29 protein-coding genes are annotated in these 26,309 nt (G+C 36.8%); 17 read left to right on the top strand and 12 right to left on the bottom strand.

All coding sequences use genetic code 11. From position 1 onward, the window contains the following. Positions 1 to 18: 18 nt before the first annotated feature. The 3 genes from NST14_RS27440 to NST14_RS27430 all read right to left on the bottom strand — a co-directional run bounded on the left by NST14_RS27440 (position 19) and on the right by NST14_RS27430 (position 2,854). Positions 19 to 312: a DUF3817 domain-containing protein gene (locus NST14_RS27440; RefSeq protein ID WP_000953390.1), complete on the bottom strand. Its 294-nt coding sequence runs from the start codon at positions 310 to 312 to the stop codon at positions 19 to 21. Between the two features lie 211 nt (positions 313 to 523). Next, complete coding sequence (locus NST14_RS27435; protein WP_000221376.1) at positions 524 to 1,345, bottom strand: Cof-type HAD-IIB family hydrolase; 822 nt, start codon at positions 1,343 to 1,345, stop codon at positions 524 to 526. Between the two features lie 225 nt (positions 1,346 to 1,570). Continuing rightward, complete coding sequence (locus NST14_RS27430; RefSeq protein WP_000847023.1) at positions 1,571 to 2,854, bottom strand: purine/pyrimidine permease; 1,284 nt, start codon at positions 2,852 to 2,854, stop codon at positions 1,571 to 1,573. 95 nt (positions 2,855 to 2,949) lie between these two features. Here NST14_RS27430 and NST14_RS27425 point away from each other — a divergent pair, with 95 nt between their 5' ends. The 3 genes from NST14_RS27425 (at position 2,950) to NST14_RS27415 (ending at position 4,666) form a co-directional block, all read left to right on the top strand. Then, the gene (locus NST14_RS27425; protein ID WP_000993997.1) at positions 2,950 to 3,942 is read left to right on the top strand and encodes a potassium channel family protein; all 993 of its coding nucleotides are present in this window, start codon (positions 2,950 to 2,952) and stop codon (positions 3,940 to 3,942) included. A gap of 6 nt (positions 3,943 to 3,948) precedes the next feature. Beyond that, on the top strand, positions 3,949 to 4,233 hold the full coding sequence (locus tag NST14_RS27420) for a YwdI family protein (RefSeq protein ID WP_001167357.1): 285 nt from the start codon (positions 3,949 to 3,951) through the stop codon (positions 4,231 to 4,233). Between the two features lie 64 nt (positions 4,234 to 4,297). Next, the gene (locus NST14_RS27415) at positions 4,298 to 4,666 is read left to right on the top strand and encodes a DUF423 domain-containing protein (protein ID WP_000688322.1); all 369 of its coding nucleotides are present in this window, start codon (positions 4,298 to 4,300) and stop codon (positions 4,664 to 4,666) included. A gap of 30 nt (positions 4,667 to 4,696) precedes the next feature. On the opposite strand, the gene gerQ is transcribed toward NST14_RS27415, so the two are convergent. The 4 genes from gerQ to hemQ all read right to left on the bottom strand — a co-directional run bounded on the left by gerQ (position 4,697) and on the right by hemQ (position 7,971). Further along, positions 4,697 to 5,131, bottom strand: coding sequence for a spore coat protein GerQ (gene gerQ, locus NST14_RS27410; RefSeq protein ID WP_061535958.1), 435 nt, complete (start codon positions 5,129 to 5,131; stop codon positions 4,697 to 4,699). Positions 5,132 to 5,158: 27 nt separating this feature from the next. Continuing rightward, a complete protein-coding gene (gene cwlJ / locus NST14_RS27405) occupies positions 5,159 to 5,581 on the bottom strand; it encodes a cell wall hydrolase CwlJ (RefSeq protein ID WP_000538165.1) in 423 nt (140 codons plus the stop codon). A gap of 173 nt (positions 5,582 to 5,754) precedes the next feature. Next, complete coding sequence (locus NST14_RS27400; protein WP_229143356.1) at positions 5,755 to 7,032, bottom strand: serine hydrolase; 1,278 nt, start codon at positions 7,030 to 7,032, stop codon at positions 5,755 to 5,757. A 195-nt stretch (positions 7,033 to 7,227) separates the two neighbouring features. After that, a complete protein-coding gene (gene hemQ, locus NST14_RS27395) occupies positions 7,228 to 7,971 on the bottom strand; it encodes a hydrogen peroxide-dependent heme synthase (protein ID WP_001287585.1) in 744 nt (247 codons plus the stop codon). Positions 7,972 to 8,225: 254 nt separating this feature from the next. Here hemQ and pta point away from each other — a divergent pair, with 254 nt between their 5' ends. Further along, entirely contained in the window at positions 8,226 to 9,197 is a 972-nt protein-coding gene (gene pta / locus NST14_RS27390) for a phosphate acetyltransferase (protein ID WP_000067214.1), read from the top strand. A 48-nt stretch (positions 9,198 to 9,245) separates the two neighbouring features. On the opposite strand, the gene NST14_RS27385 is transcribed toward pta, so the two are convergent. Further along, positions 9,246 to 10,091: a lipoate--protein ligase family protein gene (locus tag NST14_RS27385; RefSeq protein ID WP_000071927.1), complete on the bottom strand. Its 846-nt coding sequence runs from the start codon at positions 10,089 to 10,091 to the stop codon at positions 9,246 to 9,248. Between the two features lie 176 nt (positions 10,092 to 10,267). Here NST14_RS27385 and NST14_RS27380 point away from each other — a divergent pair, with 176 nt between their 5' ends. Continuing rightward, positions 10,268 to 10,858 carry a lipoprotein BA_5634 family protein gene (locus tag NST14_RS27380; protein WP_095843314.1) on the top strand — a complete coding sequence of 197 codons (591 nt, stop codon included), beginning with the start codon at positions 10,268 to 10,270 and terminating at the stop codon, positions 10,856 to 10,858. A gap of 28 nt (positions 10,859 to 10,886) precedes the next feature. Here NST14_RS27380 and NST14_RS27375 read toward each other — a convergent pair whose 3' ends face one another. Next, on the bottom strand, positions 10,887 to 11,579 hold the full coding sequence (locus NST14_RS27375) for an RsfA family transcriptional regulator (RefSeq protein WP_000868375.1): 693 nt from the start codon (positions 11,577 to 11,579) through the stop codon (positions 10,887 to 10,889). 386 nt (positions 11,580 to 11,965) lie between these two features. Between NST14_RS27375 and NST14_RS27370 the strand changes: the two genes are divergently transcribed. From NST14_RS27370 to NST14_RS27345, 6 genes are all read left to right on the top strand, one after another. After that, positions 11,966 to 12,190: a DUF1450 domain-containing protein gene (locus tag NST14_RS27370; RefSeq protein ID WP_000526077.1), complete on the top strand. Its 225-nt coding sequence runs from the start codon at positions 11,966 to 11,968 to the stop codon at positions 12,188 to 12,190. Between the two features lie 318 nt (positions 12,191 to 12,508). Next, a complete protein-coding gene (locus NST14_RS27365) occupies positions 12,509 to 13,564 on the top strand; it encodes a FecCD family ABC transporter permease (RefSeq protein ID WP_000388276.1) in 1,056 nt (351 codons plus the stop codon). Beyond that, positions 13,561 to 14,577 (top strand): FecCD family ABC transporter permease, encoded by a 1,017-nt coding sequence (locus NST14_RS27360; protein ID WP_001260776.1) that lies wholly within the window; start codon positions 13,561 to 13,563, stop codon positions 14,575 to 14,577. The genes NST14_RS27365 and NST14_RS27360 overlap by 4 nt, the downstream gene beginning before the upstream one ends. 15 nt (positions 14,578 to 14,592) lie before the next feature. Beyond that, positions 14,593 to 15,405 carry an ABC transporter ATP-binding protein gene (locus tag NST14_RS27355; RefSeq protein WP_000212060.1) on the top strand — a complete coding sequence of 271 codons (813 nt, stop codon included), beginning with the start codon at positions 14,593 to 14,595 and terminating at the stop codon, positions 15,403 to 15,405. Between the two features lie 192 nt (positions 15,406 to 15,597). Continuing rightward, a complete protein-coding gene (locus NST14_RS27350; protein ID WP_000787743.1) occupies positions 15,598 to 16,542 on the top strand; it encodes an ABC transporter substrate-binding protein in 945 nt (314 codons plus the stop codon). 146 nt (positions 16,543 to 16,688) lie between these two features. Continuing rightward, positions 16,689 to 17,993: an HD domain-containing protein gene (locus NST14_RS27345; RefSeq protein WP_000262739.1), complete on the top strand. Its 1,305-nt coding sequence runs from the start codon at positions 16,689 to 16,691 to the stop codon at positions 17,991 to 17,993. Positions 17,994 to 18,032: 39 nt separating this feature from the next. Here NST14_RS27345 and NST14_RS27340 read toward each other — a convergent pair whose 3' ends face one another. Next, positions 18,033 to 18,218, bottom strand: a complete 186-nt coding sequence (locus tag NST14_RS27340) for a 2-hydroxymuconate tautomerase (protein ID WP_001147171.1) — start codon at positions 18,216 to 18,218, stop codon at positions 18,033 to 18,035. A 110-nt stretch (positions 18,219 to 18,328) separates the two neighbouring features. Between NST14_RS27340 and NST14_RS27335 the strand changes: the two genes are divergently transcribed. Together NST14_RS27335 and NST14_RS27330 are read left to right on the top strand one after the other, a co-directional pair. Then, positions 18,329 to 19,003 carry a site-2 protease family protein gene (locus NST14_RS27335; protein WP_000372461.1) on the top strand — a complete coding sequence of 225 codons (675 nt, stop codon included), beginning with the start codon at positions 18,329 to 18,331 and terminating at the stop codon, positions 19,001 to 19,003. Between the two features lie 25 nt (positions 19,004 to 19,028). Continuing rightward, on the top strand, positions 19,029 to 19,538 hold the full coding sequence (locus NST14_RS27330) for a YwhD family protein (protein WP_000136688.1): 510 nt from the start codon (positions 19,029 to 19,031) through the stop codon (positions 19,536 to 19,538). Positions 19,539 to 19,573: 35 nt separating this feature from the next. On the opposite strand, the gene NST14_RS27325 is transcribed toward NST14_RS27330, so the two are convergent. Both NST14_RS27325 and NST14_RS27320 read right to left on the bottom strand, forming a co-directional pair. Then, the gene (locus NST14_RS27325) at positions 19,574 to 21,625 is read right to left on the bottom strand and encodes a transglycosylase domain-containing protein (RefSeq protein ID WP_000372994.1); all 2,052 of its coding nucleotides are present in this window, start codon (positions 21,623 to 21,625) and stop codon (positions 19,574 to 19,576) included. Positions 21,626 to 21,724: 99 nt separating this feature from the next. After that, a complete protein-coding gene (locus NST14_RS27320) occupies positions 21,725 to 22,450 on the bottom strand; it encodes a glycerophosphodiester phosphodiesterase (RefSeq protein WP_000042763.1) in 726 nt (241 codons plus the stop codon). A 152-nt stretch (positions 22,451 to 22,602) separates the two neighbouring features. Between NST14_RS27320 and NST14_RS27315 the strand changes: the two genes are divergently transcribed. The 4 genes from NST14_RS27315 to speB all read left to right on the top strand — a co-directional run bounded on the left by NST14_RS27315 (position 22,603) and on the right by speB (position 26,261). Then, positions 22,603 to 23,010, top strand: a complete 408-nt coding sequence (locus NST14_RS27315) for a MerR family transcriptional regulator (RefSeq protein ID WP_229143358.1) — start codon at positions 22,603 to 22,605, stop codon at positions 23,008 to 23,010. 5 nt (positions 23,011 to 23,015) lie between these two features. Further along, positions 23,016 to 24,179, top strand: coding sequence for an MFS transporter (locus NST14_RS27310; protein WP_000444218.1), 1,164 nt, complete (start codon positions 23,016 to 23,018; stop codon positions 24,177 to 24,179). A 164-nt stretch (positions 24,180 to 24,343) separates the two neighbouring features. Then, on the top strand, positions 24,344 to 25,171 hold the full coding sequence (gene speE, locus NST14_RS27305; protein WP_000424696.1) for a polyamine aminopropyltransferase: 828 nt from the start codon (positions 24,344 to 24,346) through the stop codon (positions 25,169 to 25,171). 217 nt (positions 25,172 to 25,388) lie between these two features. Further along, positions 25,389 to 26,261, top strand: a complete 873-nt coding sequence (gene speB, locus NST14_RS27300) for an agmatinase (protein WP_001209831.1) — start codon at positions 25,389 to 25,391, stop codon at positions 26,259 to 26,261. Positions 26,262 to 26,309: the final 48 nt, after the last annotated feature.

Genomic DNA, 26,309 nt, shown 5'->3' with positions numbered 1-26,309 from the left:
TCGTTAACTACCTTTTCATTATTGTTGCTCGTTCTTTAATTTTGCATCTAGTACAAACGTGCCAAATGGGATAACTGATGAAACGAATGCCCCAAGTGCCCATAAAATTGATTTACGGTGTACGATTGTTACTTGAATTACTGCGAAGATAAATAAAATAAATAAAACACCGTGAGCCATGCCTGTAATTTTAACAGCTGTTGCAAATCCTGCGAAATATTTTAATGGCATTGCTACAAATAATAGTAGTAGAAAAGAAATCCCCTCAATAAGTCCAATTGCTCTTAATCGTCCGATTGGTGTAGATAACATGTAAAATAGCCTCCCTTAACGTATGCTTGTTTATAGTAAATTTGTATTCTTTTTTAAAATAAAATAGTCTATTTTGTTTCATTATATACAAAAAGAAAGTTTACACTACGAGAATAGTGCAAAGTTCAAAATATAGTCACAAAAGCATGGTAATTTAAATAAAAACCTATTTGAAGTGTTTGACTTCAAATAGGTTTTATGAGTGGAAATATTAAACAAGTGCTTCTTTTTTTAGTACGAACTTCTCTACAACCTTTGCTACACCGTCATTCATATTTGTATCTGTTACATAATTTGCAATTTCCTTAATATCATCAGGTGCATTGCCCATTGCGACACCAAGACCGGCGAATTCAATCATCGCCTGATCGTTATAGCTATCGCCCATTGCGATAACTTCTTCGCGCTTAATGCCAAGTTTTTGGATTAATTGGTTTAAGCTCGTTCCTTTTGTAACACCGGCTTCAGTAAATTCTAAGAAGAATGGTTTAGAACGCATAACGCTTAATTGTCCTTCTAGTTGTTTTTGTAATTTCTTTTCTACTTCAACAAGGCGTTCAGCTTCTTTATTCATTAATACTTTTACTACAGGCTCTTTAACAGCAGCTTTAAAGTCATCTACTACAACGATAGGCATACCAGTAATATCGCCCTCAATTTCAGTATAAGGATTATTTTCTTCCGTTACGATATCATCGCCAATATAAGTATGAATCCATACATCTTCAGTTTTACTAATTTCAAATAAGTTGTGAACGATTTCAGGAGAAAGCGTACTACTAAAGATTTCTTCGTTTGTTTTACAGTTAATAATTTTTGCGCCATTAAAAGATAGAATGAAACTGCCGTATTCTTCTAAACGAAGTTCTTTCGCTACATTGCGCATACCAAACGTTGGACGTCCAGAAGCAAGTACAACTTTTACACCTTGTTCTTGTGCAGTCATTAGAGCTTCTTTCGTACGAGGTGAAATAGTATGGTCGTCACGTAATAAAGTATCATCTAAATCTAAAACAATCATTTTATAAGTCATATTGAAAATTCCCTTCTTTATTTAAATCAAATATATGTTCATGGAGATGTAAGAAATAATAGTAAGACATCGAACCTCTTTAAAAAGAAGTAGATTCATTTTTATGAGTGTTTTTCTCATCATATTAATTAATAATCATTGGGGATGGACAAAACCCCAATGATTAAATGTTTATTTTATCGTAACAACTCTAAAGGTAGAGTGCAATAATGGAAGTTTTCCAATTTACGATACTTGTTTTATTGTCGAACGAGAAAATAGTATTTCTAGTAAGATTGCCATTACAGCCCCAAGAACGAGACCATTACTTAGGAATGAAGCTAGAAATGGTGGAAGCGTGGAATATGCTCCTGCTGGAACGAACATAACCCCAATTCCTGTGAAGATTGACAGACCTGCTACTTTAAATAATCGTTCTTTATCCTGTACTGTTTCGTATTCTCGAAAGGCGAGACCGATCATGCTTGCAAATACAGGATAAATGGCAGCATAACCAACTGCAACTGGGATTGCCGCAAAGAATGAAGTGATCTTTGGGAATATACTAACGACAATAATAAAGCTTGACCCTAATATAAATGGGAGGCGTTTATAAATATTAGTCGTTGCAATAAAACCTGCTGATCCAGAAATAGCGACAGGTCCGATAGCCGAAAACAGGCCGCCTAGTAATTGATTGATTCCTGTTATAATACCGGCCTGTTTAAAACGATCTGATGCAGCATTTTCTTCATATTTAGAGACAACCTTTTGTACAACGCGAATACTTGCTAACATATTTGTTAGAAGTAAGAGTGTAACGAAAATGACCGTAATTACCATGTTCCATTCAACACGAGGCATTCCGAAAACAAATAAGGATGGAAAACGGATTATGTCTGTCACTGGTGTTATTGGATTGGATAATCCAAAGCATGCGAATAATATCCAGCCGCAAACGATACTGAAAAGAACAGAATATTGTCCGATAATAGGTAGCTTCATGATGAAAAAGGATAGTAAAATAACAATGAGTGAAAGAATAAATACATTAGGTTGTACTTCTGTATGTTTTCCATCCAGGCCAAACATTCCTTTTAAGAAGGAACCACTAAGTTGTGCAACAAGAAGAAATAAGTACGTTCCAATGACTGTCGGTGTAAAATAGCGAACGAGTTTATCAATAAGTCCAAAAACGCTAAGAATAATACAAATGATACCGCTTAATAAGAAAGCATATTGAAGAACTTTAAGTGTCTCATTGTTTGATCCAAATAATACGACACCTAAACTTGCATATAGGGAGAAAATTCCCCACCAAAGGCCAGCAGGACCTTCTTGAATAGGAAGTTTATGCCCAAATATAGCTTGTAAGAGACCAGCAAAGCCTAGAACAAATAATGTTCTTTGTACGAATGCGATAGCTTCAGCGCCATCAAGACCATAACTAGTTGCGACGCTAATTGGTACAATAAGACTCCCAGCTAAAATAAATAGTGCCCATTGTAAGGCGGAAAGAAATGTTTTCATTATATCAACCTCTTTCATAGATTCCGTATCTAGTATATATGTATTTCATTTCCACTGGCAAAGATTGTAGATAGAGAAAAGAGTTGAAACATGATATGAATGCACGTAAGCAATTATGGATAGCAGTTATATGTATGACTTTTGTTGTAATTCTAGGAACATTAGGATTTATGACAATTGAAGAGATTAGCTTATTTCAAGCATTTTGGATGACGATGATTACCGTATTAACGGTGGGATACGGAGACGCCATTCCTGTAACACATGCAGGAAAAGTTTTTGCGCTCCTTATCATACCGGTTGGAGTCGGTATTGTTACGTATGCAATTGGTGTAGTGGCAGCTATGATTATTGAAGGGAATTTATTTCATGCAGTACGGAGGAAGAAGATGGATAAACAAATAGCACAGTTACAAAATCATATTATCGTATGTGGTTGCGGTAGAGTAGGGCTACAAGTTGTACATGAATTGCAAGAAAAGAAGATCCCATTTGTCGTCGTGGATAAAGATGAAAGCATATTAGAGAAGGAAAAGCTTTTATATGTACATGGAGATGCAACAGAAGACAAAGTGTTACAACATGCTGGGATTTCAAAGGCAGCTGGTTTAGTTGCTATCGTAGCAAATGACGCTGAAAATGTATTTATTACGTTAACTGCAAGAGGATTAAACGATGCAATTAAAATTGTGGCAAGAGCAGAAAAACCAGAAACCGAAGACAAATTAAAGAGGGCTGGTGCAAATAAGGTGATTAATCCATCTAGTATGGCAGGGATTCATATTGCAAAAGGTATTGCGAATCCGTTAACAGTTCATTATATTGATACAGTACTGTATGGCGTGGAGCAGTCATTTGTAATTGAAGAAATTGCAGTAGGTAAGGGCTCTATTTTAGCTAATAAATCATTATTAGAGAGTGATGTTAGAAATCAATTTGATGTAACAATTTTAGCGATTTTGAGAAATGGGAATGTTATACATAATCCAACGGGGCAGGAAAAGTTGCAAGAACATGATATGATAATAGTATTTGGTTCAGTAGAGAAGCTGGGACAATTTGAGAAAGAACTACAAAGTACGAGGTGATAAGGGATGCAAATATCAAGCGATAAGATTTTAAATAAAATGGCGAATGAAATTGCAAAGGCAAAAAGTAGTGAAGGACAAAAATCAAAAGAACATGTATTAGTTGTGCGTGCTTTATGTGATTTATTATTAGATGAGCAAGTTGAATCTTCTACGTATAGAGAGCCACAAGTTCAATCACAAATAATTGGATCACAACCAATCACGATGCAACCAATTGCACCGGTTTCTAATGAGCCAGTATATATAAAAGAAAGTGATGCAAACGGTAATTCTTTATTTGATTTTTAGAGGATAAATCGTTTGGCTTATATGAAAAAATTGCTTATGATAAAAGTAAAAAAGGGGAATTAAGATGAAAATTTTCTTTTTACTAGGTTGTATTGCAGCGGGGCTATCTGTTGCGTTAGGGGCTTTCGGAGCACACGGTTTAGAAAATAAAGTTTCTGCAAAAATGTTAGAGGTTTGGAAAACAGGTGTTACATATCAAATGTTTCATGCAGGTGGACTATTTGTAGTTGCTTTATTGATGGATAAAATTCAATCATCACTCTTAACTACTGCTGGTTGGCTTATGGTAGCTGGGATCATTATGTTCTCGGGTAGTCTGTATGCATTAAGTACAACAGGTATTAAGTTCTTTGGTCCAATTACACCTCTTGGTGGTGTAGCGTTTATTGTGGCATGGATCTTAGTTGGAACTGCAGTTGTAAAAGGATTATAAAAAACAAAAGCTGGCATACGCCAGCTTTTTTTATGGTCTTGGAGCATAAGTTGCTTGTTGACTAGGCAAATACGTAATTTCTTCTGGGAATTCTACATAATCTAAGTAAATCATTAATAATAAATAACGTTTCCCTGATTGTGGCTCACTAATTACGATGTGATCACGACCAGCCGCTTCGATAATACCCGTATAGGATTGTGTACCGAGTGAACTACCACGCTCATAAGTCATTACAACTGTGGCTTGCTTGCCCTTGTTCAAGCGAAGAATATTTTCAATATATGACTGTTCTAGAGGTAACATGCCTTGAGAAACAGCATATTGAGCTTGCGCAACTTGTTGTTGCATTGCTTGCTGCTGTTGCTGTTGCTGTTGCTGTGGGGTCATTTGTTGCGGTTGTACGTAAGTTCCAGATGGTTGATAGAAACCTGTTCCGTAATACGGATTTTGTTGCTGTGCCATTCAAAAATCCCTCCTTGTTTTCATTCCTTAATATATGCTAGGGCAATCCCCAGCATTTGGCTGGAAGAAGCAGTGCTTTTTGAAGCGACCAGAGTTTTGCTGATTATACCAAGTTGGTGGACATGCACCTTCAGGCCTAAAAAACCATAAGGCAAAATTTGCAGGCCAAAAACGTTGTCCTTGAATCGTTCGCCTTGCTAATGCGATATCTTGTTCCCTTGCACGTTGATAAAAATAACCTTTTTGAGTTGCCTCAAAACCACCAGGATTTTGATACACCATTTGACGTAAATTACGAATATTTTTAAAGTCTAAACAATTCCCGCGGACACGATTTACTCCAACGTTTCCGACCATTAACATCCCCTGTTGTCCTTCACCTTCAGCTTCAGCACGCATCAGTCTAGCTAATAACTTTACATCTTCTTCGTTATACGCGATAACGCCCATTATGTGTCACCTCTCTTTTTGGAATACCTTGTGGAAAGAGGTTTATGTCTAGATGAAGTGTGTAACAATTACTAGTTCATACGTATGAGAAAAAGGACTCAGATATGACAACCAAACAAAGTTTTACATGGAGAGTGGAAAATAAAAAAAGCTAGCGTGAGCCAGCTTTTTTATTAAAAAACTTTAGACCATAAGTTTGAGAAGAAATCACCGATAGAGCGCATTGTTAATACAAACCAATTTGCTTTTTCAACTTCTTCTGTCGTTTTTGCAGTAACTTTCATACTTTTACTACCGTCTAAGAAACCATATTTATCGGTTGATTCTAAAGTAATCGATCCTACTTTTGCATCTTTCTTAATAGGAGCAATTAAATGACCATCTTCAGCAAGAGATTTATCTACTTCAGTTCCAATTTTATAAGGGTCTTTGCTACCTTTTTTTGCAATTACGGTTATTTCTTTTTCCGGTGCAACAGTTACTTGATCCTCTTTCCCTTGTACTACAGAGAGTGTATTGTTTTTATCGACCATTAGTTTTTGTTTTTCGAAGTTATTAAACCCGTATTCGATTAACTCACGAGATTCTGTGAAGCGCTCGTCCATTGATTTTGTTTTAATAATAACCGAAATAAGACGTACATCACCGCGTTTAGCAGTAATAGTAAATCCGTATCCAGCTGTATCAGAACTTCCGGTTTTTAAACCATCAGCACCTTCATAAGCGAAAGCAGCTCCTGGTAACATCCAGTTCCAGTTTTCCATACGAATTGGTTTCGGATGATTATCTGGGAAGTTTCTAAATCTTTGTTTTGTATCCTCTAGCATTTCTGGATACTTTGTAATCATTGCTTTTGAAAGTATACCCATATCGCGAGCTGACATAGAGTTTTCTGCATTTGGATCAGTACCCTCAGGATGTTTTCCTTTTAAGTCAGCGTTATTTAAACCAGTAGCGTTTACAAATTTATATTTCTTTAACCCTAGTTTTTTTGCATGTTCATTTGCAAGATTTAAGAAGTTTTTCTCACTTCCTGCAAGAAGTTCTGCTAAGGCAATACTAGATCCGTTTGCAGAGAAGATAACGATAGAATGATATAGTTCTCTTACAGTATATTGACGTCCTTTTTCGAACGGCACGTTAGAGAATTCATTATTACGTGAAACTTCATAAGCGTAATCAGAAATATTTACCTTTGTATCCCAAGTGATTTTTCCTTCTTTAATTGCTTCTAACACGGCATAAACAACAATTAATTTTGACATACTAGCGATAGCTAGTAATTCATCTGGATTTTGTTCATGCAGTATTTTTCCTGTATCTGCATCAAATAGAAGTGCAGCAGATGCCTCAATGTGTATTTTTTCTTCCGCATGGGATGTTGTTACTCCTAAGGAAGAAATTGACAATAGAAACACTAGTAAAATAGAAAAGATTTTCTTCATATACATTATCACCTTCGCATCGTTATTAGCATATAGCTCGTACCATTTTAGCATAAATTTGGATATAGAAAGGTTACAATTTTGTAAGGTATTTAAAAGGATTTGTCGATTTTTGTTCAAATTTGCGAAAAAAAGAAGTTTTTTGAGGAGAAATATAGAGGGGAATAAAAAAAGGAACGAATTTCGTTCCTTTTTCACGATTTATATGTGTAAAAATTTCTCTACCTTTTCGTCTGGTAAAATGTTTCCGACGAAAAATGTTCCGAATTCACCATAACGAGCACTTACTTCATCGAAGCGCATTTCATATATAAGCTTTTTAAATTGAAGAACATCGTCAGCGAATAATGTTACGCCCCACTCAAAATCGTCGAATCCAACAGATCCTGAAATAACTTGGCGTACTTTACCTGCATACTGGCGACCAATTTTACTATGACTGTACATCATTTTCTTACGTTCCTCCATTGGAAGCATGTACCAGTTGTCATCACCTTGGCGACGCTTGTCCATTGGATAGAAGCAAATATGATTTGCTTTCGGTAACTCAGGATATAAGCGAGCTAAGATTTGTGGATTTTGGTATGGATCTTCATCAGCTGGAAGGTAGTTGCTTAGTTCAACAACAGATACGTAAGAGTATGCAGGAACCATATATTCAGCTAAAGTTGTTTTATTCAATTCTGTTTCAATTTCATTTAACTCTTCCATTGTTGGACGTAAAATCATAAGCATAATATCAGCTTTTTGGCCAACAACTGTATACATTGCGTGACTGCCCTTTTTCGCAGCAGCTACGTCGTTCCATTTTTCAACGACATTTAAAAATTCAGACACAGCTTGTCCGCGTTCGTCGCTAGATAATGTTTTCCATGCAGCCCAATCAATAGAACGTAAATCATGTAAACAATACCAGCCATCTAACGTTGTTGTTGCTTCACTCATTCTATTCACCTCAGTTAATGATAGTTTTACACGTTAACTATAGCATATATAGTTTTAAAATCATCTATATAAAACCTTGGCGCATAAAATTGTCACATTTAAGTGTTTAAGCAAGGTGAATTTAACGGCTGAATTTTATGAAAATATAATCATTTTTATTTTATCTATTTTTTGGGAGCTATAAGTTTAAAATATAGAGGAAAAGAAGTATTCTTAAAGATAGAGTTTTTTAACATATGTAGGAGGGTTTATTCGTGAGCAACTTATTTACAACAGTAAAAGAAAAAGTTCAAGGAAAAGGCATTTCTATCGTACTTCCTGAAGGAACTGATGAAAGAATTTTAGGCGCTGCAGAGCGTTTAGCAAAAGAAGAGTTAGTAAAACCAATCTTAGTTGGTAATAAAGAAGAAATTAGCGCAAAAGCTGCTAGCATGAATTTAACATTAGCAGGCGTTGATATTTACGATCCAGCTACATACGAAGAAATGGATGCAATGGTAGCATCTTTCGTTGAACGCCGTAAAGGTAAAGCAACTGAAGAAGACGCTCGCAAAATCCTTAAAGACGAAAACTACTTCGGTACAATGCTTGTATACATGGGCAAAGCACACGGTTTAGTAAGTGGTGCAGCTCACTCTACAGCTGATACAGTTCGTCCAGCACTTCAAATCATTAAAACAAAACCAGGCGTTACAAAAACTTCTGGCGTATTCATCATGGTACGTGAAGAAGAGAAATATGTATTCGCTGATTGTGCAATTAACATTGCACCAAATAGCCAAGATTTAGCTGAAATTGGTATCGAAAGTGCGAAAACTGCTGAACTATTCGGCATTGATCCACGCGTTGCTATGTTAAGCTTCTCTACAAAAGGTTCTGCGAAATCTCCAGAAACAGAAAAAGTTGTAGAAGCAACTCGCATTGCAAAAGAAATGGCTCCAGAATTAGCTCTAGATGGAGAATTCCAATTCGATGCTGCATTCGTACCATCTGTAGCTGAGAAAAAAGCTCCAGGTTCTACAATTAAAGGTGATGCTAACGTATTCGTATTCCCAAGCTTAGAAGCTGGTAATATCGGCTACAAAATCGCTCAACGTTTAGGTAACTTCGAAGCAGTAGGACCAATCTTACAAGGTTTAAACATGCCTGTAAACGACCTATCTCGTGGATGTAACGAAGAAGAAGTGTACAAGTTAGCTTTAATTACAGCAGCTCAAGCACTTTAATTCTATAACGAATTGAAATAAAGACCGTCGCTAAAATAGCGACGGTCTTTATTTTTCTAAGCCAAGTGCTTTATTGTTACGATCAATAATACGTTGTAAATTCGTCTCATATAAAGGTATTTCATCTATTGTTAATTGAGATGGTGTTAACTTTGGAGCGAATTGCTGCAATGTTTTTAAAAGGCGCATCATTAAATCTTGTACTGTAATGGTTTCGCCAAGTAATTCTGAAAGTGAAGCCATCGTACTCGGTACAATTTCAGGATAAGTAAAGCGTGTTTCTTCTCCTTGAATGGCTAGGTTGTAGAAATCACGAACAAGTGCGGCACGTTCAGAGCCACTTCCTGTAGCACAGAGATAAATTTGGACAGCGACACCACCGCGAATACGGCGCTGTGAAATACCAGCAAATTTTTGGTCGCGAATACTTAAATCGTAGCTACCAGGGCAGTAAGAACCAACGATTTCTTTTGCCTCAATTGTAACATCGTAATCCTTTAACATTTCCTGAATTAAATGCCACATTGTATCGTATCCAAGATCAATATCGATACCTTTTTCCGTCTCTTGGAATAAAAGTGATACGTTTAACACACCTTCATCAAGTACGACTGCAAGCCCGCCAGAATTACGAACGATAACATTGAAGTCGTTTTCTTTTAAAAAGGAAATACCTTCTTCTAAGTGTGGTAGGCGTGAATCTTGAATGCCAAGAACAATTGTATTGTGATGAACCCAAGAGCGCATTGTTGCAGCTGATTCGCCCTTTCCAATGCTTGTGCATAATGTATCATCCATTGCGAATGATTGAAGTGCATGGAATGTTGGTCCTAAACTAGACTGATCTACAATACGCCACTCTGGCTGAGATAAAATGGAACGGGAATTGCTCATATAACTAACCCCTTATCTTTAAAATGACAATCTCTATTATAGCAAAAAATAATGAAAGTAGTTTTTAAGAGAAAACCTTACTGAATTGTAAGGTTGTTGTAAGGAAAGTGAATTGGTTAAATGATCTAAGATGGCTAAACTAAGAGATGTAATTATTGATTTTAGGAGGCATACAAATGAAAAATGTTAAATTAGGAATCGTAGCGATTATGTCAGCTGCTGTATTTAGTGGCTGTTCTATTATGGATATGATTGCACCACAAGCAACGGGTGTTGTTATGTACGGAGATGAAACAGGCGTTCAACAAACAATGGATCAATATAAAGATAAAATTGAATCTCAAAATAAATTTGAAGCTAAACTAGGTACTGTTAATGAGAAAAAGGTTTTAATCATGAATAAAACAATGGCTGAGAAGATGGTAAAGGAAAACATGCTGAAAAAAGTAGTGAAAGAAGATGTAGAACCTATTAAAGCATTGCCGGCTATTTCTGATGAAGCTGGAATTGTATTTGCTAAAGAGGAACAAAAAGATGTAGTAATTGATGGAAAGAAAATGAAGTACGAAGGCAATGTAGTAATTGGTGATGCGCGTAAATATACAGATATGTATGCAGTTGTTAGTGATGCAGAATATGCAAAAATAAGTGAACCGGTAAAAACAATTGGTTTAGCATCCTTTAAAGAGAATCCAAAGGAAAAGATTTTTCCAGATATAAAGAGGGATTCTAAAGTAGAAGAAGCACATATGGTTGAAGTGAAATAACAAAAAGGATGCATGTAATGCATCCTTTTTACTCTGCAATTTTTTCTAAATTACCGTTTCGATCCATTCGGAAAGATGTTTGAGAACGTTCTTCTTCATCCATGACTGCCAACTTACGAGCGCGGTTCATAATGTTCATAAGTGTTTCGTAATCTTCTTGTACAGTATGAGATTGTTTTTCTAATTTTTCCAGTTTCTTTTCTAGTTCTTCATTTCGAAGGATTTGTGATTTAATTTCTTGTTTCAATCTCGTATTCTCGTTTTCAAGAGCTGTCACTTTTATATTTGAAGATCCGACTGTTTGTAAAAAATAAATAACATCTTGCATTGTCATAGAGCCTTTTGCAGTAGGAACGGTAGTTTCTTGATATGGAGTAGCTTCTTTATATTGTACAATTGATTCCTCTTGTACGAACTCTTCATAATTAGTTATCGAATCTGAAGCTGGTGGTGTATAAAGTAAACGTTTTTTCGCTTGTTCACCACTTGCAGCACGCATTTTATCTTTACGATGTTTTTTTGCTAGTTGAAGAGCTTGTTCATAGCTATAGCGAACAACAGCATTCCAACGGAAACCACAGGCAGCCGATGTACGATTTAATCTGTCTCCTACTTCTTCAAATGCATTTAATTGGGTACTTCCTTCTCGAACGTGACGAAGTACAGTTTCAGCAAGTAATAAATCATCCTCATCCGTCCAAGCATCTTGTCTTACTTTCATAGATTCAACTCCCTTTCTTTTTATGAACTTCCTATTTTTATAATGGGCAAAAAAATGAGCTTTTATACAAAGCTTTTAAAAATATGGTAGATTTCGATGAGAGGTATAAAGTGAAACTTTCATCAGTGGGAGGTTCTTCATCCCCTACCTAACTTCTTTGCTTTCGCTGAATTTTAAGGTGGGGATCTTACTGCCCATTAAAGCGGGATAAATTTTGCCAAGAATGACGGAAGCTGCTGTAGGAAAACATATACATATGTAGCATTATATGTGGAAAGAGCGTCGAAAGGAAACTTGCAACGAGCTTCAAAGAGCGGTAAAATACCATTTAGTGTTTATTTTTAAATGTACTTGAGAAAAGTTTAAAATAGAGGAAGTGTTATATAATGGGAAACGAATTTCGTGTGTGTGATGATTGTCAGGCAACGAACGTTAAAACGCTGATTCCAAAGCTAAAAAAAGTAGATTCATGTGCAACGATTGAAGTTGGATGTCAGTCTTACTGTGGCCCTGGCCGTAAAAAATCATTCGCATTTGTAAATAATCGTCCAGTTGCAGCGCCAACAGAAGACGAATTAATTGTAAAAATTGAAGCAAAGTTAAATAAGTAAGGAAAAGAAGAGTGAACAGATTACTCTTCTTTTTTTATGCCCATAAGAGGAAGAATCTATTCTGAGAAAGCTTAACTGGTGATGATAATAGTTCATGATAGATAGGCATTATCTATTTATTAAGGTCTCGGCCTATATGAATTTGTATTTCAAAATAATGGTTGACAGTCTTTTGAAGCGATAGGTAGAATAGAAGGTGTCTGATTCTGAGAATCATTATCAGAAAAGGGCCGATTCATTTAATTTTTTTATTGCTATTTGAGAATAAATTTCATTTCATTAAATTAAACATATGTTGTTGGTTAGGATGGTTGAGGGATGGAAGCGAGCGCAAGGAGTATAGAACAGCAAGATGTGAATGTTAAAGAGATTAAGAGCAGGCCGCTCATTGCCTCTATTATTTTAGTAGCAGGTACAATTTTGTTAGCTTTAAGCATGGCACTGTCTATTTCGTTTGGTGCTGCAGATATTAGTTTAAAGACTGTATGGCAAGCTGTATTTCAGTTTGACGGTTCTATTACGCATCATAATGTAATTCAAGAACTTCGCATGCCTAGAGCAATAGGGGGCGTAGTAGCAGGTGCCTTTTTAGCGGTATCAGGAGCAATTATGCAAGGTATGACGCGAAATCCACTTGCATCCCCATCGTTAATGGGGATTACAGATGGGGCTGTATTTGGAATTGCAATTATGTATGCATTCTTCCCTAATTCACCTTATTTAATGTTCGTTATCGCATCTTTTATTGGTGCTGCGTTTGGAGCGAGCATTGTATATGGAATTGGATCTTCTTCACCAGGTGGATTAACGCCTGTGAAATTAGCTTTAGCGGGTGCCGCGATTAGTGCTTTATTAGGGGCCATTTCATCTGGAATTGCGCTATATTTCAATCTTGCCCAAGAGGTAAGTATGTGGAATGCAGGCGGAGTTGCTGGAGTGAAATGGGAAAGTATTAATATGTTAGTACCGATTGGTCTAGTTTGTCTCTTCATTGCAATTATGATGTCGAGGTATATTACAATTTTAAGCTTCGGTGAAGAAATTGCGATTGGACTTGGTCAAAATACGACATTAATTAAATTTATCGGGACAGTACTTGTTCTTGTGTTAACAGGTTCGGCAGTTTCTATGGCAGGATCGGTTGGATTTGTTGGTCTTGTCATCCCACATATGACTCGTTTCCTTGTAGGCTCAGACTATAGATGGGTTATTCCATGTTCTGCGGTCTTAGGCGGGCTGTTAATTGAATGTGCAGATATGTTATCTCGCGTTATTAATCCGCCGTTTGAAACGCCAATTGGAGCAATTACAGCGCTAATTGGGGTTCCATTCTTCCTCTACTTAGCACGTAACGAAGGGAGAGGAAAAATGTGAGGACAAGTGTCTTAACAAAAAAGAACGTTTCGGTTTTAACAATTTTAGTAGGATTAATCGTTACTGTATTTTTAGTGAGTTTAAATACAGGGACATTTAAAATACCGCCAATGGACGTATTAAAGTCATTGGTTGGACTCGGGGCTGAAGATCAGTCTGTTATTTTATTTGAATTCCGTATGCCGCGTATGGTCATTGCTATATTAGTTGGATCTGCTTTAGCTATGTCAGGTGCGATCTTGCAAGGGTTATCACGAAATCCACTTGCTGATCCAGGTATTATCGGTATTAACGCTGGAGCGGGATTAACAGTTGTTATCTTTGTCTACTTTTTCTTCGGGAAAGTAGGAACTGGTACATTTTTATCTGTATTCATTCTTCCGTTCTTCGCACTAGTTGGAGCGATATTAGCAGCTGTTATTATTTATTTACTAGCATGGAAAGACGGCGTTTCATCTACTCGATTGATACTTGTGGGTATCGCTGTTGCAGCCGGGTTTGGTGCTGTTAGTTTAATTTTTTCTATGAAGATGACATCTAACGATTTCCGCTTTGCTACGATTTGGTTAGCAGGAAGTCTTTGGGGCACAGATTGGAAGTTCGTGCTAAGTGTCCTTCCATGGATGGTTATTTTCTTGCCACTAGCTATTAGTAAAGCACACATACTAAATGTAATGAACCTAGGCGACTCTACAGCAGTTGGTCTTGGTGTAAACGTAGAAAAGGAAAGACGTAAATTATTATTTATTGCAGTTTGTTTAGCAGGTGCATCTGTCGCTGTTGCCGGAGGAATTGGTTTTATCGGTTTAATGGCTCCCCATTTAGCGAGGCGCCTTGTTGGTGGGAAACATCAAATTATGCTGCCTACAGCTGCACTAATAGGAACGTTTTTACTTTTATTCGCAGACGTAATTTCAAGAAGTGTGTTACCAACTTCAGAAATACCGGTCGGTCTTGTTATTTCTGTAATTGGTGCACCGTATTTTATATACTTACTTATGAGGACAAAGTAAAGGGAGGCTTTTTGTATGGCAACTTTAGCAGTTGATGCGGTATCTGTTGGCTATAATGAAGGGTTAATTATTGATGGATTAACAGTTGAAATTCCGGAAGGGAAAATTACAACAATTATTGGACCAAATGGTTGTGGAAAGTCCACATTATTAAAAACGGCTTCTCGTATTTTGAAAGCAAAAAAAGGTACTGTTTATCTTGACGGAAAAGCAATCGAGAAACAACCAACGAAAGAAATCGCAAAGAAAATGGCAATTTTACCACAGACTGCAGAAGTACCAACTGGCCTTACTGTATTTGAACTCGTTTCATATGGACGCTTTCCTCATCAAAAAGGATTTGGAACGTTGAAAGAAGAGGATTATCGCTACATTCATTGGGCACTTGAAGTGACGGGAATGACAGAATTCGCAAATCGTCCAGCAGAGGCATTATCAGGTGGGCAACGTCAACGCGTATGGATTGCGATGGCTCTTGCACAAGGGACAGAATTACTCGTATTAGATGAACCGACAACGTACTTAGATATGGCCCATCAATTAGAAGTATTAAACTTATTGAAAAAGTTAAATGAAGAAGAAGGTAGAACGATTGTTATGGTTATCCATGACTTAAACCATGCTTCTCGTTTCTCAGATCATATGATTGCATTAAAAGCTGGTAAGTTAATGAAACAAGGAACGCCAGATGAAGTGATGACGAGTGAAACACTTCGTAATGTATTTGAGATTGAAGCTCAAATTGTTCCATGTCCAGTAAACTGTAAGCCAATTTGTTTAACGTATGATTTAGCGATGATTAGTAATCAATTGCGTAAAAAAGCATAAGTAGAATCCCCCTCGTAAAGAGGGGGGGCTTCTAATGGACGTTGAGCTTCTTATTAGTAAATAGGAAGTTGAACACCCGTTAGAACGGGGGCATAAGCAACAATTAATCAATATATATTTATTAATTGTTAACCTTGTTTCTTATAGTTCACTGTAACTTATAAGAGAAATACAGCTAGAAGGAGTGGGAACATGAAGAATTTTAAAATGGCGTTATTAGCAATGGTACTAGTCGTTACTTCTGTACTATTTGCAGCTTGTTCTAACAAAGAAGAGAAGAAAGCAGATGCGAAGGATGCGAAGACTGAAGAGCGCACTGTACAACATGCAAAAGGGGAAATTAAAATCCCTGCAAATCCCAAGAAAATTGCTGACCTTAGTGGTTCAACAGAAGAATTATTAATCTTTGGTATGAAACCAATTATTACTGCTAATACATCTCAAGAAAAAATTGATGCACATATTGAAAAGAAATTAAAAGACGTAAAACCAGTTGGTTCTGCTTGGGGAGATAAAATTAACATCGAAGCAGTAGCTGCTGCAAAACCAGACTTAATTCTTGTAAATAATCGTCAAGAAAAGATTTATGATCAATTATCTAAAATTGCACCAACAGTTATGTTAAAAACTCCATTAGACCAATGGCGTCCAAAATTCGAAGAAGTAGGTCAAATCTTCGGTAAAGAGAAAGAAACAAAAGAATGGTTCAAACAGTATGACGAAAAAGCAAGCAAATTACATGACAAAATCGTTGCGAAAACTGGCGATGCTAAATTCATGAAAATGGCTGCATATCCAAATGCTTTCCGTGTATACGGTGACTACGGTTACGGTAGTGTAATCTTTAATGATTTAAAATTACCAGCAGTTAAAGGTACACCAACTGATAAACCGTTAGTACAAGTACAAAAAGAAGCTTTAATCGATTACAACCCAGATTACTTATTCGTATTTACGACTGGTGACGGTTCTCAGCGCCTAAAAGAATTCCAAGAAGAATCAATTTGGAAAAATATGAACGCTGTTAAAAACAACCACGTATTTACAATTAAAAACGAAGAATTAAACAAAGGTTACTTCCCACTAGGTAAAGAAATGATCTTAGATGAAGTTGCTGAGTTCGTTTTAGGGAAATAATATATAAAAAGAGATCACTTTTACCCCGGTAAAAGTGATTTTTTCTTTATATAAGGGCAATTAATATAGTCTTTCATTTCTTTCTGTTTCCTATTTCGTTTATAATATATAGTAAGAATGCAGTAAAGAAAGGGGGATGTCGGAAAGTGGTATATTTAAACGACAAACTCAGCGAAACAAAAGTGTTTAAAGACCCGGTACATAAATATGTGCACGTGCGCGATCGTGTTATTTGGGATTTAATCGGAACGAAAGAATTTCAACGCTTGCGCCGTATTAAGCAGCTTGGAACGACATTTTTTACATTTCACGGTGCAGAGCATAGTCGCTTTACTCATTCGTTAGGTGTATATGAAATTATTCGTCGTATGATTGATGATGTGTTTGATGGCAGACCGAATTGGAATGCTGAAGATAGATTGTTATGCTTATGTGCGGCATTGCTTCATGATGTCGGTCACGGTCCGTTTTCTCATTCGTTTGAAAAAGTATTTTCATTAGACCATGAGAAATTTACGCAAAAGATTATCGTTGGAGATACAGAAATTAATCGTGTATTAAGTCGTGTGGATAAAGATTTCCCACAAAAGGTAGCCGATGTAATTGCGAAAACATCTACTAATAAATTAGCGATTAGCATGATTTCCAGTCAAATTGATGCAGATCGCATGGACTATTTATTAAGAGATGCGTATTTCACTGGCGTAAAGTATGGAAACTTTGATATGGAACGTATACTGCGCGTTATGCGTCCGTACGGAAATCAAGTAGTTATTAAAAATAGTGGTATGCATGCTGTTGAACATTATATTATGAGTCGTTATCAAATGTACTGGCAAGTATATTTCCATCCAGTAACACGCAGTGCTGAAGTTATTTTAACGAAGATTTTACACCGTGCAAAATCATTGCACGAGAAGTACTATACATTTAAGAATCATCCGGTTCATTTCTATTCTTTATTTGAAGAAGAAGTAACAGTAGAGGATTATTTAAAGTTAGACGAGAACGTTATGTATTATTACTTCCAAGTATGGCAAGACGAAGAGGATCCAATTTTAAGTGATTTATGCCGTCGTTTTATGAATCGAAACCTATTTAAATATGTAGAGTTTACAGATAAGCACGGTTTAGATAATTGGATGGAATTAAGTAGCTTATTTAAAAAGATTGGACTCGATCCAGAATACTATTTAGTAGTTGATTCAACATCAGACTTACCGTACGACTTTTACCGTGCTGGTGAAGAAGAAGAACGTCTACCAATCTTACTTCTTATGCCAAATGGAGAACTTAGAGAGCTTTCACGTGAATCGGATATTGTTGAGGCGATTACTGGTAAGAAGAGAAGGGATCAAAAGCTATTCTACCCGCATGATTTAATCTATGAAGATGGAAGAAAAGGAAAATATAAAGAGAGAATCATCGAGTTACTCGAAGGCAAAAAATAAGAAGCAGCTAAAAGCTGCTTCTTATGAAAGAACTTGAAATTATTTGTCGCTTAAGCGTTTTCCGCCAACTGCATAATGGTTTTTAGACATTTCTTCGATGAAAACAACGATGTTTTCTTCAGGAGCACCAGTTGTTTCGCTTACTGCTGCTGTTACTTTCTCAGCAAGAGCTTTCTTTTGTTCCTCTGTGCGTCCTTCTAGCATTTTCACTGTTACGTATGGCATATATAATCGCTCCTTTTATGTAAGTTACACTCTTATTATAGCGGATTATGTGGAAGAACAATCAAAAAACAAATAATTTCTTTTTTGACATATGGAAGAGGAGATGAAGCATGGATCAGTTATTTAGATACCCGTTGCACCAAATTCCTTTGGTAGCAATGGCCATTATTATCGCATTATCAGTGCATGAATTTGCGCATGCATATGTAGCATATAAATTTGGAGACGATACAGCAAAGAGACAAGGGCGCTTAACTTTATCGCCGATGGCACATTTAGATCCTATCGGGATGATTGCTGTATTAATTCTTGGTTTTGGTTGGGCGAGACCAGTTCCTGTTAACCCATATAACTTTAAAAGACCTCGTCTTGCAGGTATATTAGTTTCAATTGCAGGACCGATTAGTAACTTAATTTTAAGCGCAATCGGTTTAATTATTTGGTATAGCTTATTAACATTTGGTGTATTAGACTCAATTCCATTTGCAGTAGCAGATACGCTAGCTCAATTTTTCCAGATTTTTATTATGTTGAATATCGTTTTACTTGTCTTTAACTTATTACCAATCCCGCCACTTGATGGATATCGCGTAGTGGAGGATTTAGCACCAACAAATATTCGTGCGAAAATGACACAGTACGAAAAATACGGGGCAATTGCTTTATTAATTCTAGTTATTACACCGCTTAGCAATTACACAATCCAACCTATTTTTAATGTTGTCATTCCATACGTATTTGCATTTTTAAACAGTATTATTGCGCCTATCTTTGGCCTTTTATAATCATTAAGTGAGGAGGAATTTACATATGACAGAGAAAAAGAAAAAAATCGGTTTTAATATCGTGAAAAATGATTCAACAGATGGACATGGTGGTTTTGGCGTTGGGGCATTAAGTCTAGAAAACATTTCACCTGTATTTGTCGATGTACTAGAGAAAACAGCATTTGTTGATATCGGTGCGATGCATGCACGTAGTACAGTAGAAAAAGGTATTAAGTTTTTAACAAATAAAGATGAAGTTCCAAACGGAAAACCATACTGGCTTGTATGGGTAACGATTGAAAGAACAGCAACAGGTGCGTATTACGCAGGTGTAACAGCTTGTGAAATGACAGTTGACCGTGAAATTCGCCGCGGATATAAGTCACTTCCAGAGCACGTAAACAAAATGGATAAATCATTGAAGCGTCACATTATGGTTGAACATATGGACGAATCATCTAAAAAAGTACTTGGTACATTCTTAAAAGAACATAATGAAGCGATTTGGAACGAGTCTAGCGAAGAATTGCGCCGTGCTTTATTAAGTGAATAAAAAATAGCTGACGGATGTCCGTCAGCTATTTTTTTTTACCAAGGAAGATATTTTTTCCACCAACTTGTTTTTTTCTTTTCTTCAGTTGTCTTTTCAAATTCCTCTTTATCATCAACGTGATCCATACAATATTCAGTTGGTTCTGTACCTTTTGCAAAATACATTTTCACTGAAATTGGACAATTTTTTGTAGCGATTTTCCCGTTTTCAGGGTTAATATCGACTGCAACGACGTCACTTGGTTGTTTAAACTCTTTTTTAGGCTGTCCATCTAAGCCTTTCTCCATCGTATCAGTCCATATTCTTTTCGCATAGCCTTGTTCTGCTACGTTTGAAATTGATTTAGGTTGATCATATCCAACCCATACGCCAGTTACGAGTTGCGGGGTAAACCCAATCATCCAACTATCTGTTTCGGTAGAACCAGATTTTCCGGCATAGGTTCTTGATAGTTTAGATAACATTGATTGACCAGTTACAGCAGCATAACTGCTTAGTTTTTTATTAAACATGCCTGTCATCATTTCTTCCATCACAAATGCTTTGCTCTTATCAAGAACTTGTTTACTCTCCAAATGAGCATCGTATAAAATATTTCCTTCATGATCCATAATGCGGCGAATGAAAATAGGTTTTACTTCTTTTCCCCCGTTTGCGAACATGCTATAAGCGTTAACCATTTCAATTGGTTTTACAGGAGATGTACCGAGCGCGAGGGAAGGGACATCTTTTAATGCACTTTTAATGCCGAATTGCTTCGCTGTCTTTGTAAGAATGTCTTCGCCTAAAAATAAATTAGTCTTCACGGCATATACGTTATCAGAGACCGCAAGAGCTTGCGCCATTGTTACAAAATCGTCTGCATAATAGTCTTTATAGTTTTTCGGTTTATACTTTGAAACACCGTCACCTAAAGTGAACACGGTGTATTCGCTTTTTAAGCGCGTAGCAGGGGTGAATCCTCGTTCTAATGCCGCATAATATAGAAATGGCTTAAATGTAGATCCAGGCTGGCGAGCGGCCTGTGTAGCCCTGTTAAATTGACTTGTATTATAATCAGTTCCACCAACAAGGGCAGCTACTTCACCTGTTTTTGGATTCATAGAGACGAGCGCAGTTTGTATGTTTGTCGTGTCAGGTATGTGGTCTTTTACAGCTTGTTCTGCAACTGATTGTAATTTTGGGTCTAGCGTTGTATAAATACGCAAGCCGCCTTTTTGTAAGGCTTGCTCATCTAATCCGACATCGCGAAGAAGAGAAGCTTGTACAGCATCTTGGAAATAAGGCGCAACCTCTGCGACTTTTTTCGTATCTAATGAAGCGAAAGTTAGTGATTCTTTCTTTGCTGAAGCTGCTTGTTTCTTCGTAATATAGCCTTGTTCTACCATTTCATCTAATATAAGAGATTGTCGTTCTTTCGCACGATCTTTTTTTAAAAAGGGAGAGTAGACACTAGGTCCTTTTGGTATACCCGCGAGCATACTAGCTTCCGCTAATGTTAATTCTTTTGCTGTTTTATCAAAATATAGACGGGACGCAGCTTCGATTCCATAAGCACCATGCCCGTAATAAATTGTATTTAAATATCCTTCTAAAATATGATTTTTATTATAATTCACTTCAAGACGGATTGTGTACATTGCTTCTAATAGTTTACGTTTCCACGTTTTATCATGATCTAAGTATAGGTTACGGGCATACTGTTGTGTAATCGTACTAGCACCTTGGACTTTTGCCATCGCTTTTAAATCAGCAACAATGGCACCAGCAATACGCTTCATATCAAAGCCATGATGTTTGTAGAATCGTTGATCTTCGATAGATAGTGTTGCCTCTTTTACATAAGGAGAAATTTCATTGAGAGATACATTGTAGCGTTTTTGTACCTGATTACTTTGTCCTATAACAGTGTCATCATTAGCGTAAAAGACACTTGTTTGCGGGACAGCAACAGGAGGAGGTCCCATAATTTTTGCAACTATAATAATAACAAAAAAGGAGAAAACGAAAAAAAGAACAGAAGAAAACATTACGGTGAAGAAAAGACGTTTATATTTTTTAAGTTTTGGATTCATAGTTTGATCCATCTTTTTCAGCCCCTCATTCATACAAACATTATTGTATTAGTATTGAGGGTTTTCGATTATTTTAAACAATGAAATTTCGAAAATAAAGAGCTCCTTCAATTAAGAAAGGAGCTCAAATGCACGTGCTGGCCAATCGGTAATAATGACATCTACGCCATAATCAATCATAGTTTGCAAATCTTTGTATTCGTTAATTGTATAAGGGCGGAAAACGTACCCTTGTTTTTGCGCTAGTTGAACAAATTCCTTTGTTAGTAGTTGAAAGTTTGGATGTAAACCAGTTGCTTCTCTAGTTTTCGCTTCAGCGATAGGATCAGCAAGAGGTGTGTCATATAAAATTGCTCTTGGGATTTCAGGAGCTATTTCTGCTAATAATGAAACAGAGTCGTGATTAAATGAAGAGAATACAATTTGATTAGAAAGATGATATTCTCGAACGAGAGCAACAACTTTTTCTTCAATGTTTGGATAGTGAATGACATCTGTCTTTAACTCAATGTTGAGCTGTAACTTTGTTGTAGATAACCAAATGAATACTTCGCGTAACGTTGGGATTTTTGCTTCATGGAAAGAAGGATCTTTATGGCTGCCGGCATCTAAAGCTTGTAACTCTTTTACCGTTTTTTCAGAGACAAGACCTACATCATTCGTTGTACGATCGACTGTTTCATCGTGAATTACGACAAGTTCACCATCTTTTGATAGGTGGACATCAAGCTCAATTCCATGGGCGCCGATGCGTTCAGCTTCTTGGAAGGCAATCATCGTATTTTCTGGATGTGTTCCTTTTACGCCGCGATGAGCGAAAATAAGTGGTTTACTCATGTGAAATTCTCCTTATCATTTCTTTTCTTTCATTATGAAACTGCTTTTGAAAAAATACAATTTAATATGACAAACATTTACAAAAGTCTAACAGTTGCACAAAAGTTAACGTTAACGTAAAATGTAATAATCGAGTGAAGGGAGGAATAAACATGTATAAGATTGATGAAGTTACAAAGCAAGTTGGTTTAACAAAACGTACACTTCGTTATTATGAGGAAATTGGTTTAATTCATCCCCCAGAACGTAGTGAGGGGAACATTCGCCTGTATACAGACGAAGATATCGCTAGAATTAAAAGAATTGTGGAAGCGAAAGAAGTGTTAGGGATTACGCTTCAAGAAATGCAACATTTTTTATCGTTAAAAGAAAGAATGGAGCAAAGAAGAAATAGTGAGAATCCCCGTGATCGTGAAGTGATTCAAGAAATTAAAGAGATGCTTGAAAAACAAGTGCAAACGCTAGACGAGAAAATGGAGAAAATGCAGCGTGTAAAGGGAGAACTTGAAGACAGCTTACATCGTGCAGTGACATTTTTAGAGAATACAAAAGGAGAGTAATCAAAATGGAGAGCAAACAAAAACTAGGGAGATTGATTACAGTGTTGGCTACTTTCCTTGCCTTTTCAGGTATAGGGGTAGTCGATCCAATTTTGCCAATTATTGCTGAAAAGATTGGTGCATCGCATTGGCAAGTAGAGATGTTATTTACAGCATATATTTTAACGATGGCAATTATGATGTTACCAGCTGGAATATTTGCATCGAGATTTGGTGATAAACGAATGATGACAATCGGTCTTGCCATCGTGACTGTATTTGCGTTTATATGCGGTATATCGCAAACGATTGCTCAGTTATCTCTTTTCCGCGCTGGATGGGGATTAGGGAATGCGATGTTCTTCGCAACGGCGATGACTTTATTGATTGCATTAAGTAAAGAAGTTCATGAAGCAGTAGGGTTATATGAAGCAGCTATCGGTTTAGGAATGGCAGGTGGACCATTATTAGGCGGGATATTAGGTGGACATTCTTGGCGTTACCCATTTTTTGCGACGAGTATTTTAATTTTCTTAGCATTTATTTTAGTTTTCTTCTTTGTGAAAGAACCAGAGCGAAAAGTGAAGCGTAAAGCGGCAGGCGTAGGAGAATTACTTAACCTGGTGAAGTATAAGCCGTTTATGCAAGGCGCCATTTCAGGAATGTTATACTACTACGGATTTTTCGTTGTGTTAGCATATTCACCACTTATTATGCATTTATCTGCTATTCAATTAGGTTTTGTATTTTGTGGATGGGGACTCGCGTTAGCTTACGGTTCTGCAATTTTAGCACATAAGCTAGAAGGGAAATATGAGCCGAAAACATTGTTGAAAGGCAGTTTACTCGTATTTGCGCTATTCTTAATTGCACTATTCTTCGTGAAAATTATGTGGTTACAAATTGTATTAATTGTTCTATCAGGATTAGCATCAGGATTAAATAATGCATTATTTACAAGTTATGTAATGGATATTTCACCTTATGAAAGATCTGTTACATCTGGTGTTTATAACTTCGTTCGTTGGTTAGGTGGCGCAATTGCTCCCATTTTATCAGGGATTATCGGCCACGCTGTTTCACCGCAAAGTCCATTTTTAGTAGGTGGGATTGTTGTATTAGTTGGTTGTGTAATGATTTTAATTCCGATTCGAAAACAGGTAGAAGTAGAGAGAAAAGCCCTTTCTTAAGAAAGGGTTTTCTTTATATGTATATGTTAGAACGCTCTGACTAAAATATATTTTCGGTATTTTTGTACTTTTAACTATACATTTTGGATGTTTTGTTTTATTTTTGTTAGGGGACATTAATGATGTCCCTATTATAAATTTGCATTGAAAGGCGTGATTGTACGATGGAACTATGGTTCACTGAAAAACAAACAAAACATTTTGGGATTACGGCGCGTATTAACCGCACATTACATACGGAGCAAACAGAATTCCAAAAACTTGATATGGTCGAAACGGAAGAGTTCGGAAACATGCTTATTTTAGATGGCATGGTTATGACAACAGAAAAAGATGAGTTCGTTTATCATGAAATGGTAGCGCACGTACCTTTATTTACACATCCAAACCCTGAAAACGTATTAGTTGTAGGTGGCGGCGATGGCGGTGTTATTCGTGAAGTGTTAAAACACCCAAGCGTAAAGAAAGCAACTCTTGTTGAAATCGATGGAAAAGTAATTGAGTACTCTAAACAGTACTTACCATCAATTGCAGGTGCATTAGATAATGAGCGTGTAGAAGTAAAAGTAGGAGACGGTTTCCTACATATCGCAGAAAGCGAAAATGAATATGACGTAATTATGGTAGATTCTACTGAGCCAGTAGGACCAGCAGTAAACCTATTTACAAAAGGCTTCTACGCTGGAATTTCAAAAGCGTTAAAAGAAGATGGTATTTTCGTTGCACAAACGGACAACCCTTGGTTTACGCCAGAACTAATTACAACTGTGTTTAAAGATGTAAAAGAGATTTTCCCAATTACTCGTTTATACACAGCGAACATTCCAACTTACCCAAGCGGTCTTTGGACGTTCACAATCGGATCTAAAAAACATGATCCATTAGAAGTAAGTGAAGAGCGTTTCCACGAAATCGAAACGAAATACTACACAAAAGAATTACACAATGCAGCATTCGCATTACCGAAATTTGTTGGCGATTTAATTAAGTAAGAGAATCGCACGGAACAAATAAAGTGTAAATAGCTCATTTAAGGTGTTTGTCCAGAAGACTTGAACATGCTAGCTATTTACACTTCTGTAAAGAAAATTGTCTTCTTTGTATGAAATAGAAGACCCGGTAAATCGAGAAAGAGGAGCAACTCGCTCCAAATTTGAGAAATAATGAAAGGTTGGGATACCTTAAGTTCCACATAAGGAGGAAAAGAATATGCGTTTTGATGAAGCTTATTCAGGTAAAGTATTTATTAAAAGTCATCCAAGTTTTGAAGAGTCGAAGGTAGTTATTTATGGGATGCCTATGGATTGGACAGTAAGTTACCGTCCGGGATCTCGTTTTGGCCCTGCACGTATTCGTGAAGTATCAATCGGTCTTGAAGAATATAGTCCGTATTTAGATCGTGAACTAGAAGAGGTAAAATATTTTGATGCGGGTGATATCCCATTACCATTCGGAAATGCACAGCGCAGCTTAGACATGATTGAAGAATATGTATCAAAACTTTTAGATGCCGATAAGTTTCCACTAGGTCTCGGCGGTGAGCACTTAGTGTCTTGGCCAATTTTTAAGGCAATGGCAAAAAAATATCCGGATTTAGCAATCATCCATATGGATGCTCATACTGATTTACGTGAATCGTATGAAGGGGAGCCTTTATCCCACTCTACACCAATTCGTAAAGTGTGTGATTTAATTGGTCCGGAAAACGTATATTCTTTCGGAATTCGTTCTGGAATGAAGGAAGAATTTGAATGGGCGAAAGAAGTAGGTATGAACTTATATAAATTTGACGTATTAGAACCGTTAAAAGAAGTATTACCGAAACTTGCAGGACGCCCAGTCTATGTCACAATCGACATTGATGTATTAGACCCAGCTCACGCTCCAGGAACAGGAACGTTAGAAGCTGGTGGTATCACATCTAAAGAATTATTAGATTCCATCGTAGCAATTGCAAATTCAAATATAAATGTAGTTGGAGCAGACTTAGTAGAAGTAGCTCCTGTCTACGACCATAGTGATCAAACACCAGTCGCAGCAAGCAAATTCGTGCGGGAAATGCTGCTCGGTTGGGTGAAATAAAAGCGGAATCCGCTGTAGCTGGATAAAATAAGAGCCCTCTATATGATT

It is taken from the genome of Bacillus sp. FSL W8-0519, assembly GCF_038005585.1.
Taxonomy (GTDB): Bacteria; Bacillota; Bacilli; order Bacillales; family Bacillaceae_G; genus Bacillus_A; species Bacillus_A paranthracis.
This window is presented reverse-complemented; position numbering and strand designations above follow the sequence as displayed.